13 protein-coding genes and 1 pseudogene are annotated in these 14,151 nt (G+C 60.6%); 4 read left to right on the forward strand and 10 right to left on the reverse strand.

Translation table 11 applies throughout. From position 1 onward, the window contains the following. Positions 1-99: 99 nt before the first annotated feature. Both EV286_RS32790 and EV286_RS23855 read right to left on the reverse strand, forming a co-directional pair. Positions 100-228 (reverse strand): annotated as a pseudogene (locus EV286_RS32790) (hypothetical protein); the annotation flags it as partial. Between the two features lie 118 nt (positions 229-346). Beyond that, positions 347-1,234: an NmrA family NAD(P)-binding protein gene (locus EV286_RS23855; protein ID WP_132959664.1), complete on the reverse strand. Its 888-nt coding sequence runs from the start codon at positions 1,232-1,234 to the stop codon at positions 347-349. Between the two features lie 529 nt (positions 1,235-1,763). On the opposite strand from EV286_RS23855, the gene EV286_RS23860 reads away from it, so the two are divergent. Further along, positions 1,764-2,801: an LLM class flavin-dependent oxidoreductase gene (locus EV286_RS23860; protein ID WP_132959665.1), complete on the forward strand. Its 1,038-nt coding sequence runs from the start codon at positions 1,764-1,766 to the stop codon at positions 2,799-2,801. Positions 2,802-2,969: 168 nt separating this feature from the next. Here EV286_RS23860 and EV286_RS23865 read toward each other — a convergent pair whose 3' ends face one another. After that, positions 2,970-3,923, reverse strand: a complete 954-nt coding sequence (locus EV286_RS23865) for a LysR family transcriptional regulator (RefSeq protein ID WP_132959666.1) — start codon at positions 3,921-3,923, stop codon at positions 2,970-2,972. 180 nt (positions 3,924-4,103) lie between these two features. Between EV286_RS23865 and EV286_RS23870 the strand changes: the two genes are divergently transcribed. Continuing rightward, positions 4,104-4,814, forward strand: coding sequence for an SDR family NAD(P)-dependent oxidoreductase (locus EV286_RS23870; RefSeq protein WP_132959667.1), 711 nt, complete (start codon positions 4,104-4,106; stop codon positions 4,812-4,814). 81 nt (positions 4,815-4,895) lie between these two features. Next, positions 4,896-5,729: an oxidoreductase gene (locus tag EV286_RS23875; RefSeq protein WP_132959668.1), complete on the forward strand. Its 834-nt coding sequence runs from the start codon at positions 4,896-4,898 to the stop codon at positions 5,727-5,729. Positions 5,730-6,052: 323 nt separating this feature from the next. On the opposite strand, the gene EV286_RS23880 is transcribed toward EV286_RS23875, so the two are convergent. The 4 genes from EV286_RS23880 to EV286_RS23895 all read right to left on the reverse strand — a co-directional run bounded on the left by EV286_RS23880 (position 6,053) and on the right by EV286_RS23895 (position 9,319). After that, entirely contained in the window at positions 6,053-6,799 is a 747-nt protein-coding gene (locus EV286_RS23880) for an SDR family oxidoreductase (RefSeq protein WP_132959669.1), read from the reverse strand. Between the two features lie 12 nt (positions 6,800-6,811). Then, positions 6,812-7,552, reverse strand: a complete 741-nt coding sequence (locus EV286_RS23885; protein ID WP_132959670.1) for a 3-oxoacyl-ACP reductase family protein — start codon at positions 7,550-7,552, stop codon at positions 6,812-6,814. Positions 7,553-7,666: 114 nt separating this feature from the next. Then, positions 7,667-8,506 carry an alpha/beta hydrolase gene (locus EV286_RS23890; RefSeq protein WP_132959671.1) on the reverse strand — a complete coding sequence of 280 codons (840 nt, stop codon included), beginning with the start codon at positions 8,504-8,506 and terminating at the stop codon, positions 7,667-7,669. Positions 8,507-8,572: 66 nt separating this feature from the next. Further along, on the reverse strand, positions 8,573-9,319 hold the full coding sequence (locus tag EV286_RS23895; RefSeq protein WP_132959672.1) for a glucose 1-dehydrogenase: 747 nt from the start codon (positions 9,317-9,319) through the stop codon (positions 8,573-8,575). Between the two features lie 180 nt (positions 9,320-9,499). Between EV286_RS23895 and EV286_RS23900 the strand changes: the two genes are divergently transcribed. Continuing rightward, positions 9,500-10,414: a LysR substrate-binding domain-containing protein gene (locus tag EV286_RS23900; protein WP_132959673.1), complete on the forward strand. Its 915-nt coding sequence runs from the start codon at positions 9,500-9,502 to the stop codon at positions 10,412-10,414. A gap of 50 nt (positions 10,415-10,464) precedes the next feature. On the opposite strand, the gene EV286_RS23905 is transcribed toward EV286_RS23900, so the two are convergent. The 3 genes from EV286_RS23905 to EV286_RS23915 all read right to left on the reverse strand — a co-directional run bounded on the left by EV286_RS23905 (position 10,465) and on the right by EV286_RS23915 (position 14,122). Continuing rightward, positions 10,465-11,967 carry an ATP-binding protein gene (locus EV286_RS23905; RefSeq protein ID WP_132959674.1) on the reverse strand — a complete coding sequence of 501 codons (1,503 nt, stop codon included), beginning with the start codon at positions 11,965-11,967 and terminating at the stop codon, positions 10,465-10,467. Continuing rightward, positions 11,967-13,187, reverse strand: a complete 1,221-nt coding sequence (locus EV286_RS23910) for an ATP-binding protein (protein WP_132959675.1) — start codon at positions 13,185-13,187, stop codon at positions 11,967-11,969. Before EV286_RS23910 ends, EV286_RS23905 begins: the two co-directional genes overlap by 1 nt. Before the next feature lie 302 nt (positions 13,188-13,489). Then, positions 13,490-14,122 (reverse strand): MarC family protein, encoded by a 633-nt coding sequence (locus tag EV286_RS23915; RefSeq protein ID WP_132959676.1) that lies wholly within the window; start codon positions 14,120-14,122, stop codon positions 13,490-13,492. Positions 14,123-14,151 lie beyond the last annotated feature (29 nt).

Raw genomic sequence — 14,151 nt, forward strand, 5'->3', positions numbered from 1 at the left:
AAAGGTCAGCCATTCGCGATCATTGCGGCTCGCGGATCCGGCACCACTTACTAGAAGAAATGAGGAGCGCCGGAATTGCACCGGCGCTCCCTTGGAAGTCTATGCCTTCACTCCTGACTCGCTCGGTTCCGCAGCCTTGCGTAAGTGCTGTGCTGCCTCAACCATGTTCACGAGGGCTGGCTTTACTTCCTCCCATTGACGGGTCTTCAGGCCACAATCCGGATTGACCAGAGCTGTCGGTGATTGGCGAGCAAAACGTTGACGCTGAAGGGCATGTCGCTGGTGTTGCCGCGCTGCCCGAATCGTTAGGCCCGCCCGGCACCCTTCAGTAGCCGCTAGAGGAGCTTCACGCCCTCTTCAAAGGGTACTCGAGAACGAACTTCGACTTGTTCGCGTTGATGAAATCCTCGACCGTCATCAGAGGCTGGCCGATGATTTCGCGACCGGTTGTGTCGGTACCTGCAAGCAGGCCTTCACGCTGGTCGAGAGTAATTGCCTCGAAATGGCGGCGTATACCCTGGGCGTCCTGCAGACCCAGGAGTTCGAGGAACACGGAGACCGTCACCTGCTCGTAAGGCAGGTCCTTGCCGAGGAGACGACCGACCTCGGCAGCGAGCTCCTCATGGCTGTATTCCTTTGGGCCGTGAAGCTGCAGAGCCTGGTCGGCGTATCTTTCCGGGTTCTGGAAAAGGCCGACGATGATGCGGGCGATATCGGCGGCCGCAATCGGAGCGATACGGCTCTCCCCGTCATAGGGAAGCACGTAGCGGCCGTACTTGATCTGCGGAGCGATGTAGAGCAGCCACTCGGCGAAGAAGCTGACCCGCAGATGGACAGACGGAATGCCGGTCCAAGTGAAGATCTGCTCGGAGAGCCAGTGGTTCTGCGTAGCCTTGCTGCGTGCGAAAGGACGCGACTGCTTCTGCGACATGTTGACGATGAACTTGATGTCGTTTTCCTTGGCGGCCTGAGCGAAATTAACGGCGGCTTCAACGAGGCCTCCCGCGACGGGGTAGCAGAAATACGCCATGTCGGCGCCTTCCATTCCCGTGCGCACGGCCCGCAGATCCAGGATGTCGCCGAGTATGATCTCAGCACCCTGGTCTCGCAGCACCTGGGCGCGCTCGTCGTCCTTTCGGACCAGCGCCTTGACCTTGAAGCCCTTCTCGAGAAGGAGCTTGACGGTCGGACGACCGGTGTCGCCCACGGCGGCGGTTACGAGTGCAGTAGCCATTGCTTTGTCCTTCTGTTGGTGGGTCGATCGGTTCCCGCCGCGGGTTGACTCCAGGCCACCCTCGAGCAGCAGCAGTTTCCGATACGGACAAATTACTCGCGCGCACTCATATCCCAAATGTCATATTTGCCTCGTTTTCGGCCATGGAGTTTATCAAGCTTAAAATCGGTGTAATCGTATCTTCGAGGCGGCTCGCGTCAGTCGAGAGCGAACGAGCGATGGATCGTCCCACCTGTGATTGGCGCGCCGCTACGCGGCGGCGAAGGCTGCGTTGCTTAAAATGGCGAAGACGCTGTCCTTGGGACTGCTCGACGCCTCCGTCAAAGCTGTACGAGAAGTCGATTGTTGGGCATGACGGAAATGCTGGCGGTTGATCGCACACCTTACTTATCGAAAGTTTCGATGGGATCCATCCTGAAATAGCGGGTAGCGTGACATGCACCTGCCGTGTGAGAAGTGTCGCGTCTCTTCCCACAGAGGCCAACTTTCCGTGGGTTCGGCGGCAACCATCCCTTGAAAGGATCCATCATTGGAAATTGGTGTCGATAGCTTTGCGATGCTCCTTACCGACCCTGCAACGGGCAGGCTTCAGTCGGCCGTCGATCGCATGGAGAGCGTGCTCTCCGAAATCGAACTGGCGGACCAGGTCGGCCTGGATGTCTTCGGAATGGGCGAGCACCATCGCGCAAACGCGCTTGACTCGGCGCCCGCTGTAATCCTTGCGGCCGCCGCCGCACGCACGAAGTCGATCAGGCTGACAAGCGCTGTCGCGGTCCTGAGCGCTGCAGATCCCGTTCGGGTTTTTCAGGAATTCTCGACGCTTGACCTCATTTCCCGCGGACGAGCGGAGATCGTGGTGGGTCGCGGCTCGTCGGTGGACGCCTATCCTCTGTTCGGCTTCGACTTGCGAGACTACGATGCGCTCTTCGTGGAAAAACTGGATCTGCTGCTCAAGATAAGAGAACAACCCAATATCAAGTGGCAGGGCCGCTTTCGTCCACCGCTCAATGGCGAGGGTGTTTTTCCTCGTCCACATCAACCAACCCTGCCGATCTGGTTGGGTGTCGGCGGAACGCCGCAATCCTTCGTTCGCGCTGGAACGCTCGGCTTGCCGTTGATGGTTGCCATCATCGGCGGGAGTTTCGAGCGTTTTCTGCCATTGGTCGAACTCTACCGTCGCGCATGGCTCGCCGCTGGCCATCCTCCCGAGAACCAGAAAATCGGCGTGCACGCTCTCGGCTTTGTCGCTGAGACCGACAAGGCTGCCAAGGAAGCGTTTTTTCCCGGCTGGTTCCAAATGTTTTCGGAAGCGGGAAAGGAACGGGGCTGGCCGTCTCCGACGCGAGCTCAGTTCGACCAGATGTGCGGTCCGCACGGCGCGTTCCTGGTCGGCAGTCCAGAGACTGTCGCGGCAAAGATATTGCATCTTAACAGGACATTGGGAGGGGTCTCCCGCGTCACTTTCCAGATGAGCACCGCCGCGCTGGAGACTGAAGCAATGCACCGGTCGATCGGGCTGCTTGGCACAGATGTAGCGCCGGTGGTTCGTGGACATCGCCCCGACTAGGGTAGCTATGGAGGGGCCGGTCCATGAAAGGAGGATCTTCTTGGACACCCGAATGTCCACCATACGGCACAAGCTGCCGGCGCCACCCGCCGTCATGCGAGACCTCCGTCTATGTTCGTACGAAAAGGGTCTGTCCTCGCGGCTTCGACAATCGACACCACCATCCGGTCATTGTTCGGAATAGTCGAAAGTGCTGAGCGACCGGGCCTCGATCGCAAGCGTCGCGAACGTCGAACGCAGGCGTGGTGCGGCGTAGTCGATAAATGCCCTGACTTTTGGGACCGAAACGCGGCCTTGCGGCGTCAATAGATGAATAGGGAGGGCCGGATATTCGTCTTTGGCAAGTACGACCCGCAATTGGCCATCTTTGATCGCCTTGGCGACGTGATGTGAATATAGGCGGGTTAGGCCGTTGCCTCGAATCGCCGATGCCAGTGCCGCGCGAACGGTATTGACGCTGAGGCGCGGTTCGAAATTCACTGTCCTCGGAATCTTCGAACCCGCGGGCGGGGTGAAGCTCCAGCTATCAAGGCCAAGGTTGGTGAACGCGATTATTTGATGTCCGACCAGATCGGCCGGCTCGACAATCGGCGGATGTGCAGCCAGGTAGTCGGGAGATGCCACCACCACTTTGCGGACGTCGTTGCCAACCTTGATGGCAATCAACGACGAATCGGGCAACTGCGCGACGCGCAACGCCAGGTCGATCCCCTCCTCGACCAGATTGACGCTCCGGTCGAGCAGCAACAAGCGTACCGAAACTGCCGGGTACTCGATCAGAAATTTGTCAACGATCTCATGCAGTATATCTTCGCCTATGATCGGTGGTGCGGAGATTGTGAGAATCCCTCTCGGTGCGGATCTCTCCCCGAGGGCCAGGATGTCTGCTTCATGCAGCTCGCTAAGGATACGACGACAAGCTATGGCATAGCGCTCACCAGCCTCGCTCAAACGGATGGTGCGTGTAGTGCGATGGAGCAGTTCCACCCCGACTTGAGCTTCGAGAAAGGCAATGGCGCGGCTGATCGCTGCGGGTGACCGCCGCAGCCGCCGCCCGGCGCCAGCCAGGCTCCCTGTCTCGAGGGTGGCAATGAACACCTCCATTGCCTCGATGCGGTCCATGCGATTTGTCTCCGTGCTTTGTGTCGATGATCCACCGACCTTATCAAAGCCGGGTTAAATTCGCTCGCTTTTCGAAACAGTGTCTGCCGAACGACGGCCGTTCAAGCGTTTTGCGATTGAAAATACATTTGCACCAACGGCGCAATCGGGCGCCGAACCAATCTTCAACCGAGGTGCACAATGAACAATTCACGCAAAGTTGCCGTCGTCACCGGCGCATCGCAGGGCATCGGGGCGAGCCTGGTCGACGGCTTTCTGAAGCGAGGCTACCGTGTCGTCGCCACATCGCGTTCGATCAAGCCTTCAGACAATCCTGATCTCGTCACGGTCACTGGCGATATCGGCGATCAGGAAACCGGCAAGCGTGTGATTGACACGGCACTTGCCAGGTTCGGCCGCGTCGACACCCTGGTCAACAATGCCGGCATCTTCATCCCGGACGCGTTTACGGAGTACACGCCGGAGCAATACGCACAGGTCCTGTCGACCAATCTCAACGGCTTCTTCTACATCAGCCAACTTGCGATCAAGGCAATGGAAAAGCAGGGTAGCGGCCATGTCGTCCAGGTTTCGACCAGTCTGATCGATCAAGCCAATTCGAAGGTGCCGTCGGTTCTCGCCTCGCTCACAAAGGGCGGCCTGAACGCCGCGACCAAGAGCCTGGCGATCGAATATGCGACCCGCGGCATTCGCGTGAACGCGGTCGCGCTGGGCATCATCAATACGCCGATGCACTCTCCCGAGACACATGAGTTTCTGGCGGCCCTGCATCCGGTCGGTCGAATGGGCGAGATCGGCGATATAGTCGACGCGGTGTTGTACCTCGACAGCGCCCAGTTCGTGACAGGTGAAATCCTTCATGTCGACGGCGGCCAGAGCGCTGGTCACTAGTGAGTTATGAGGGTCGGGGAACAGAATTCCCCGACCCTCATGCGTCTGGCGTCCATGGCCCACCAATCGAGGAGAAGGCAAATGAGTGCCAAGAATTTCCTGATCACCGGCGTAAGCCAAGGCTTGGGACGAGCGTTCGCTGAAGCTGCTCTTGGCGCCGGCCACCGCGTGGCTGGCACCGTCCGCAGCCAGAAGGCAGTCGCTGATTTCGAGGCAGTCGCTTCCAGTCGGGCGAAAGCAATTGTGCTTGACGTCACCGATTTTGACGCCGTCAAACCGGCCGTACAAGCCCTGGAAACGGAATTCGGCCCAATCGACGTCCTCGTCAACAATGCCGGTTATGGGCATGAGGGCATTCTCGAGGAGTCTTCTCTCGACGAGATCCGTCGCCAGTTTGACGTCAATGTCTTCGGCGCGGTTGCCGTGATCAAGGCCGTTCTCCCCGGGATGCGCGCCCGCCGTCGCGGCCATATCGTCAATGTAACTTCCATGGCGGGGATCGTCGGCCTTCCCGGCATCGCCTATTACGCCGGCTCCAAGTTCGCGCTTGAGGGGATCTCGGAGGTTCTCGCCAATGAGGTTCACGATTTTGGCATCCATGTCACGGCGCTTGCCCCCGGATCGTTCCGTACTGAGTGGGCCGGCAAGTCCATGATCCGGTCGGATCGCAGCATCGCTGACTATGATCGTCTGTTCACGCCGATACGCGAGGGCCGCGAGCAGAAGAGCGGACGCCAGGTCGGTGACCCGGCAGAGGCGGCCAGGGTCCTGATCGATCTGGTCGAGGAGAAGAACCCGCCGGTGCATCTGATCCTTGGGGCCGATGCGCTCAAGCTCGTACGCGATCGCACTGCAACTTTTCTGGGCGAACTGGACACTTGGGAAGAGGTTTCACTCTCGACCGATTTCGCCTGATGGTATCGTCGTCGGCCGACGAGCCGGCAACGCACGAAATCAGTTGCGTCATTAGAACTTGAATTCGCTCTCGTGCCGCTGATTCCGCATTGGGCCCATTCCCATACCTTGGCTGCAAGAACTCATATGTCCGCTTGTAGTATTGGCTGTCCCAGCCGCCAGCTGATCGTCGGCCCCAAATCGGTCATCCGTTCAATCAGAGGCAAATGTCCGCTATTGCGCATGGCTGCCGTGGCTATTGAGGTCGCCAGTCCGCATAGCAGCCTGATCCACATAGCCATGCCGAAGACGAGCTTTGAGAACCTAACCTGACATCACCATGGTCATAGTTTCGACCCGCCGTCGACTTGAATGGTGCCGCCGGTAACCCAGCGTGCCCGGTCTGAGGCGAGAAAGGCGATGACGTCGCCGATGTCGTCCGGCTCGGCCAGACGCTTCAGGGACTGGATGCCGAGGGCGAAGTCGCGCCCGGCATCGGTCTTTGTAAAGCTCGACATGTCCGTCCGCACGACGCCCGGAGCGACCGCATTGATACGGATGCCGCGTGGGCCGAGGGCGGACGCGAAATGCTTGACGAGTGTGTCGATAGCGCCCTTGGTCGCGGCATAGGCGGACAGCGTGCCGACGGAGGCGCGCGCCGCCAGCGACGAGACGAGCACGATGCTGCTTCCCTCTTGTAGGATCGGCAGCAGATGCTGCACGAGGAAGAAAGGGGCACGGACATTGACGGCAAAGAGCCGGTCGAAATCCTCGACCGTCGTTTCCTCGATCGACACGGCCTTGGCGACTCCGGCATTGGCGACCAGGATGTCCAGTCGTTCGCCGACAATCTCATGGACCCGCTCGGCCAGCCTGCCCGGCCCGTCCGCGGTGGAGAGATCGGCGCCGACAGCCTCGGCGCGGCCACCGGCGGTGCGGATCTGGCGAACTGCGGCCTCGGCCTCCGCCTTGCCCTGGCTGTAGTGGACCAGCACCTGGGCACCGGCCTCGGAGAGGGCCAGGGCGGCCGCGCGGCCAATGCCGCGCGACGCTCCCGTGACCAAAGCAGTCTTTCCGTTGCAATTGGTCATGACCGTGTCTCCTCAGGCGTTCGTACCGCCGTCGACGGTCAGGCTGGTGCCGGTGATGTAGCTCGCTTCCGGACCGGCGACGAATGCCACCATGGCGGCGATATCCTCGACATGGCCGTAGCGCTTCAGCGCCGTGTTGGCGATCTGCGGTTCCGCCCAATCGCCTGCGGCGGGATTGAGATCGGTGTCGATCGGACCCGGCTGGACATTGTTGACCGTGATGCCGCGAGCGCCGACCTCGCGGGCAAGGCCCTGCGTGAACATCTTCACCGCACCCTTGGTTGCCGCATAGGCCACGAGACCCGGGGTTCCATTGCGTTCACCGACGCAGGAGCCGATCGAGATGATACGTCCGCCGTCGCGCAGGTGCCTGAGCGCTGCCTGGGTGGCGATGAAGACGCCGCGCAGGTTGATGTCGATCACGCGATCCATCTCCTCGAGCGTCGCTTCCTCGAAGGGCCTGGGGATAGCCGTGCCGGCATTGTTCACGAGAATGTCGAGGTTGCCGAAAGTCGAGACAGTCTGCTCGACGGCGGCCGTGACGGCCTTGGCGTCGGCTGCGTCCGCCTGGATCGCGATTGCCCTGCCGCCGGCGCTTTCGATCTCGTTGACCACCTGGGCGGCTGCGTTGGCGCCCTTGGTGTAGGTAATTGCGACGGACGCGCCATCGGCTGCCAGCCGCTTGGCGATTGCGGCACCGATGCCGCGCGATGCGCCGGTGATGAGAGCGGTCTTTCCTGAGAGATTGGTCATTGTCAGTTTCCTTATGCTGGGTTGAATTTTGGGTGCAGCCGAGGGATCGCGGAAGCGATCCGCGGTGCACCCGGTTTCGGAATGTCAGTCGAAGTTGCCGTGCTGGGCCGTCGCTCAGCGGTCGAGGAAGAGGCTGGCCTCGGCGACGAACAGGTCTGGATATTGGTAGAAGGAGCCGTGATTTGCGTCCGGGTAGAGGATCAGTTGCGCGTTCGGCAGTGTCTGCTGCAGCACGTAGGAGTTCTCCGTCGGAATGATTACGTCATTGCTGCCCTGCACGACGAGGGTCGGCTGGCGGATGTCCTTGAGGTAGTCGAGATGTCCCTCGACCTCCCGGTACGCCATGTACTTGCCGATCGCCGCGATCTGGGCATTGACCGTCTGCGCGCCGACCAGCGGATCGCGATCCTTGCGGCGCAACTTGCGTTCGAGGAAGGCGAGGCCGGCCGCCTGGCTTGCCACCGAGGGCGAGAAATGGACCTTCAGCCATAGATGTTCGGCCGGATCATAAGTGCCGGAGAAGATCGCCGATGACTGGCTCGTGGACATGTCCGCGCCGCGCGGACCTGTGCCGACCAGGATCAGCTTGCGCACGAGCGCCGGGGCCTGCAGCACGATCTCCTGGGCGACCATGCCGCCGATCGAAAACCCGAGCACGTCGACCCGGTCGAGGGCGAGCGCCCTGATGAAGGCAATCGCGTTCGCGCCCATCGCCTGGAAGCTGTCAGGGGTTTCACCCGAGCTGGAGGAGATACCGGCATTGTCGAAGAGGATCACCTCTCGCGTCGCGGCCAGGCCGTCGGTGACGGCCGGATCCCAGTGGTCCAGCGTGCCCTGAAAATGCTGGTTGAAGACGATGGGAACGCCGCCGGCCTTGCCGAAGCGGCGATAGGCGAAGCGGACGCCGTTGGCCTCGACGAACTTGGTCGGAGCGGTTTCATGGGTGTATGTCATGATGGTAACCTCGAATGCCTTAAGTGCGAGGGGCGCCTGACCGTCGGGCCCGCTCGCCGCGGATGGTCAGCCTGCCGTCTTGCCGCCATCGGCGGTGACAATCTGGCCAGTGATGAAGGAGGCCTTGCCGGAGGCAAGGAAGGCAATCGCCTCGGCGATCTCGCTCGGCTCGCCGACGCGGCCAAGCGGCACCCTGGCGGCGAGCGCCGCCTTGACTTCGGTACTGCCGGTGAAACGGTTGAGCATGTCGGTCTCGGTCGGGCCAGGAGCGACGGCGTTGACACGCACGCCGGAGCCGGCCGCTTCGAGCGCCGCCGACTTTGTCAGACCTTCCACGGCGTGCTTGCTCGCGGCGTAGACCGAAGCACCGGCGGCGCCCTCATGGCCGTAGCTCGAGGAGATGTTGACGACGCTGCCCGCACCCTGGGCCAGCATGACCCGCAGCTCGTGCTTCATGCTGAGCAAGGTGCCGAGCACATTGGTGTCGAAGGTCGCGGCATAGGTTTCGGCGCTCTGTTCGGTCACCGGGCCGGGCTGGCCTTCGGTGCCGGCATTGTTGACGGCGGCGTCGAGACGGCCGAAACGGGCCACCACACCGTCTACGAGCGCACGAACCTCGTCGTCGCTGCGGACGTCGGCCTTGATGAACTCGGCTTCGGCGCCCATCCCGCGAAGCTCTTCCACCAGGGCATGACCCTTCCCTTCGCTGCGGCCGGAAATAACGACGCGGCTACCGCCATTGGCGATGGAGAGAGCGGCGGCGCGACCGATGCCTGTCAATGCGCCGGTGATGAGAACGACAGGTGCTGGCATGATCTTAATCCTTTGACAAGGTTACGTTTATCTGGAATCATCCGGACTTCTTTCTCGCTCTTCGATTTCGTTTCCCGAGCCAGATGTCCGCTTCCGTTGAGCATTGATTTAGGCCTCCCTTGTGCCTTTGAAAAAGACTTTGTAGGTTGGAGCCCATGCCTGAAAAGTATGGGTTGACTCATGGAACTGAGACATCTGCGCTATTTCATTGCCGTTGCCGAGGAGGGCAGCCTGACGGTTGCCGCCGAACGCCGGCTGCATACAGCACAGCCTTCGCTCAGCCGGCAGATCCGCGACCTGGAGCATGAGGTCGGCGTTTCCCTATTGGTGCGGAGCGCGCGCGGCGTGGAACTGACCGAGGCTGGCAAGGTCTTCCTCGACCATGCACGCCTGGCGCTGGCGCAGGTGGATGCCGGCCGTGAAGGGGCGCGGCGCGCGGCGCGGCCGCTGAAGCCGGTCTTTGCCGTCGGCTTCCTGAGCGGCCAGGAGGTCAACTGGCTGGCCGAGACGACCCGGCTTCTCGGAGCGGACCTCCGGAACATCGAGATGACGGTATCGAGCGAGAATTCGCCGGAGCTGGCAGAGGGACTATCGTCCGGCCGCCTCGACGTCGCCTTCTTGCGGCATGAACCCAACCATCCCGAGCTCGACTACATCACCGTCGGAACGGAGCATTTCGTCGTGCTGATGCCGAGCGATCACCGGCTCGCCCGCCAGAAGGAGATCGACGTGCGCGAACTCGCCAAGGAGACCTTCATCGGTGGCTCGAACATCGCAGGGCCGATGCGGCAGGCGATCGAGGATTATCTTGCCGCCAGCGGCCTCAACATAGAGCCCGCCCACCGGGTCCATAACCTGACCATGGCCATGTCGCTGATCGCCTCGACGCGAGGCGTGGCGCTGCTGCCGGCCTATGCCGAGAATTTCCTGCCCTGGTCCGTCACCAGCCGCCCGCTGAAGGGCGAGCCACCAACGATTGACCTTGCGGTCGGATATAAACGCTCGAACAATTCCCCTATTCTTTCCGTGTTCCTATCAAGACTGACGAGCAGCAAGGGGTCGCCGCGCGTTGGAGCAGACGACCGCTCGGCATGATCAACCGCGCGCGCTCGCAGCGAAGGTTTGCCGGCGCAGGGGCGCAGGCACTATACAGCGGATGGCTGCAGGGCTTCGCTTGTGCGCCCGAGCGCCTCGAAGAGAGCCCGTAAGTCGGGGTCGCTGGCTGCCCACCGGTTCGGATCGTCTCTTCCAAGACAATTCGCGTAGGTCAGGACGATCCGCGCGGACAGAGCATCATACTCGGCAATCTTTTCACCAAAGTCGGACAGTGGGCCCCATGCAGCGATCCTTGTGATGAGCTCTATGGCCAAACCCCTCCAGAAGACCCCATCTTTTTGCGCATGAGAGGCGCGGATGCCGGAGAATAGTTTGAAGGCGGGTGCACGACCATCTTTGTCGACTGCGTTTGCGATTGTATCGACTGCCTCGCGGATCTCATCAGGCACGGGCGCCTCAAGTATGGCGCCTAGAAGAAGAATGATGTCATGCCGCTCGTTGGCGCCGAGAACCGTCTGGCGATAGAAGCTCACGAAGAACCGGTCGGCAAAGGACGCAAGCTTTGCGCGGCCGCTCGGCGCCGACTCCTCTCTCAGAAGATGCTTGCGCCGCATTTCCGAAAACGGCTGGGCGATCAGCGATTGCTGCTGAACTCCAAGCCGGCGTGCAAGATCGGACTGCGAGACGGGTTCGCCATTGGCGATCATGTCGTGCATGCAGCTCGCAGCTCGTTGACCAAGGTCGGCCAGAATGAACTCGTAGGCGCTTGCATAGTATCGCTGGAAATCAGTGATGACGAAGGGCAACCCCTGTCTGCCGTTCTGGGTATAGGCGCGAGCAAGAACGTTTGCTGCCTTCGGGGTGCGATCCGTCAGCAGAAATAGAAAGCGCATCAGGCGCTCCTCCGCCATTTGCTGTCCCTGCGCAAATCGCGCGTCGAACAGCGCCGTCGCGTCCGTCACGGCGATCCCGCCGAGGGAAACGGTATTGAATATCCCGAACAGCGGATCGCCCGGCTCACTGTCAATGCCGCCGGTATCCGACGTCGTCACCAGCATCACCCGACTTTCCGAGCGATCCAGCCAATTGCGAAGCTTGGCCTGCGCACCGTGGCTCGAAAAGGCGCGGCGAAGGAGGCCGGGAAAATCCTCCGCGATGAGGATCAACAGCCGCTGCTTTCGGCTGCGGGCCGTGAACGCCTTGTCGAGCTTCGCTGTGATTTCCTCCCAGCTGGCGGCTGGTTTGACGGCCTCTCCTTCGAACCGCGCGTAGACCTCGTTGATGAAGTCTTCTGGAGACTGGATGTGAGGATGGAACTCCGGCAGCCTCACGATCTTGCCGGGGAATGTCGCCATTACGAGCATGCTCTCAAGGGCGTGCGTCAGGAATGTCTTGCCTGAGCCAGGCCTGCCGACAACAGCCATATGCTGCATCGGGCCGGTTTGGCGAGCGGCATTGTCGCGGGCCTCCGACACCAACTGCTCGACAGCGTCAGGATGGAACATTGGGGGCGCCATTGCGCTTTGACCCGGATCGGAAAGGCTATAGAGATCGCGATAGGTTTTCAGGAATTCGACGATATCGCTCTGCATCAGTCGGACCGCCAGGCGGAAACCAGACCGGACGCATAAGCGACACCGCGTGATCGCGAAGAACTTACAAATCCGTCAGACTGCAGGAAATCCAGGAGCTCGCGACCTGTCTGGTCGTCGCCTTGCTGACTTTGTGCGCTCAGGATCTGGATGGCCTTGTCGAATTCGATCTTGCCGTCCGAGGCCTTGGCAATCTCCTTGAATAGCCGGGCGGCGCGTTCCCGCTCGGGCTCGTCATAGCGTGAGAAACGCCGGTCGAACTGGCTGTAATACTTCTCCTCGAGCGCATCTTCGATCTTGTCGCGAAGATCTCCCTTCAACGCTGACAGAGATGCGTCGGGGGCGTATTTGATTTTGCTATAGGCGAGTTGGATGACGCCGGGAAAGTAGGCGGGCAGGAGTTCAAGCAGCGCGTCGGTACAGCCGTCTTGCCAACCTTTCGGCCTGCGTGCGGCAATGCAGGCTTCGATAAGCTTACTCGCGTCCTCTTCCTTCATTTCCTCGATCGTGACGGGGTCGCAATCATTGAGGTGTTCGTCATCGATCCCGTACTCGCGACGCAGCCACGGCATCGAAAAGGAGCCGCACAGCGCCATGGCAACGCCAACATCGTCCGATCGCCAATGGCGAAGGATCGCGAGGAATTTGTTCAGACGGGCGACGACCTTCGGTTGGTCAACAGGATCAGCCGCCTTGAGCGCGTTCAGGAAGAGAAGCGGCAGCTCATCGAAAATGATGATGGGGCGCGTTTGCTTGTCGAGTGCTGCGAGCTCGGAACCGATCTGCTCGAACAGTGCCTCGGCGTAGTCGTCGATGTCGCTGTCGGCGACTGAATCGATCTTGCTTTTGATGATTGAGGTGACTTTTGCCTTGATGTTGGCGGGAAGAAAGTCCGTCCTTTCAGCCCATTTGCTGATCTTTGCGACCGGCCCATTGTTTTCTGCGAGGGCCTTCAGAAGAGCCGCAAGAGTTCCGGCAAGCGTGTCGTGCTTCTGCAGATCAATCCAAAGCACGGTTTTGCCGGATGCGCGCAGGCGCTCCCTGGTCTCTGCGATCAGCGATGATTTGCCGATGCGCCTCAAGCCGAACACCGATACGGAAGTCCCGTCCAGTAAGCGATCGACAATCTCGTCTGGATCAGGCCGTGCGCCGGGCCAGTAGTCATCGCCGAACTTGTGTGTGCCGTAGCCAGGCTTGAACTTCCGCGTGTGTGCTGCCATCGCAACCACCCTTACCTATGCAGGCTTCTGCATATCTTTGCCATTGCATATCAATGCGGTTTAAGTTCTAGTATGCAGACAGGAAGATATCAAGCCGTATGCATAGTCGAACACTACGCCTCCGTTTGGTTTCGGTTGCTGGTCGCGGTTGTGCGACAGCCCCGCGTGGCCCGAAGGCAGGCTATCACGGCGTCTACGACCCGCTTGCTAGAAAGTCGGTGCAGCAGAACTCTAAGGTCAGGCTGGGCGAGACAGGGCCGTTGAGCCCCGCACGACAACCGACGTCGAACGCACTGCCCTTCTCACCTGAGCCCAAATGCAGCGTGAATTCCGTCAACTATAAATTGGATCGAGAGCGCCGCAAGGAGAACCCCGAGCAGACGCGTCAGCAGTGCACGACCGCTGACACCGAGCACCTTGTCCACCTTCTGCGCCACAAAAAGGGCGACCACGACGAGTGCCATCACCGCAGCAATGACGCTGATCAACTCCAGTTTTCCGGCCACTCCGTCCATGGTCCCTGCGATCAGCACCGTCGCGGACAATGCGCCCGGGCCGGCGATGAGCGGGGTGGCAATCGGGAATACGGCAATGTGGTGCAGGTGTTCCTTGGTAATGGCGGCGTCGGTGCTGCGCGACCGTCTATGCTGGCGCAACTCGAAGATCATCTCAAAAGCGATCGCAAACAGCATCAGGCCACCCGCTATGCGAAAGGCACCCATCGATATGCCAAGCGTCTGGAGGATCGTCGCCCCGAATAGGGCAAACAGGGTGAGAATGCAGAATGCGATCAGAACGCCCCTAATTGCGACCAGCTTGCGCTGCTGGCGCGTCATGCCATGCGTTACTCCCAAGAAGAGCGGCGCAAGGCCCGGCGGATCGACGGTTACGAGCAACGTGGTAAAAGCGCTAACGATAAGATCATGGGATCCCATGGATGTCTCCTTCGCGCTCGACGTAAAGG

Origin of the sequence: Rhizobium sp. BK251, assembly GCF_004345245.1 — a bacterium.
Classification (GTDB): Bacteria; Pseudomonadota; Alphaproteobacteria; order Rhizobiales; family Rhizobiaceae; genus Rhizobium.

Bases quoted from the DNA above. Each gene is read 5' to 3' on its own strand.
- EV286_RS23875 (WP_132959668.1), top strand. From the start codon at position 4,896: ATGAGTGCCAAGAATTTCCTGATCACCGGCGTAAGCCAAGGCTTGGGA.
- EV286_RS23895 (WP_132959672.1), bottom strand. From the start codon at position 9,319: ATGCCAGCACCTGTCGTTCTCATCACCGGCGCATTGACAGGCATCGGT.
- EV286_RS23890 (WP_132959671.1), bottom strand. From the start codon at position 8,506: ATGACATACACCCATGAAACCGCTCCGACCAAGTTCGTCGAGGCCAAC.
- EV286_RS23865 (WP_132959666.1), bottom strand. From the start codon at position 3,923: ATGGACCGCATCGAGGCAATGGAGGTGTTCATTGCCACCCTCGAGACA.
- EV286_RS23915 (WP_132959676.1), bottom strand. From the start codon at position 14,122: ATGGGATCCCATGATCTTATCGTTAGCGCTTTTACCACGTTGCTCGTA.
- EV286_RS23905 (WP_132959674.1), bottom strand. From the start codon at position 11,967: ATGCAGAGCGATATCGTCGAATTCCTGAAAACCTATCGCGATCTCTAT.
- EV286_RS23900 (WP_132959673.1), top strand. From the start codon at position 9,500: ATGGAACTGAGACATCTGCGCTATTTCATTGCCGTTGCCGAGGAGGGC.
- EV286_RS23870 (WP_132959667.1), top strand. From the start codon at position 4,104: ATGAACAATTCACGCAAAGTTGCCGTCGTCACCGGCGCATCGCAGGGC.
- EV286_RS23910 (WP_132959675.1), bottom strand. From the start codon at position 13,187: ATGGCAGCACACACGCGGAAGTTCAAGCCTGGCTACGGCACACACAAG.
- EV286_RS23880 (WP_132959669.1), bottom strand. From the start codon at position 6,799: ATGACCAATTGCAACGGAAAGACTGCTTTGGTCACGGGAGCGTCGCGC.
- EV286_RS23885 (WP_132959670.1), bottom strand. From the start codon at position 7,552: ATGACCAATCTCTCAGGAAAGACCGCTCTCATCACCGGCGCATCGCGC.
- EV286_RS23855 (WP_132959664.1), bottom strand. From the start codon at position 1,234: ATGGCTACTGCACTCGTAACCGCCGCCGTGGGCGACACCGGTCGTCCG.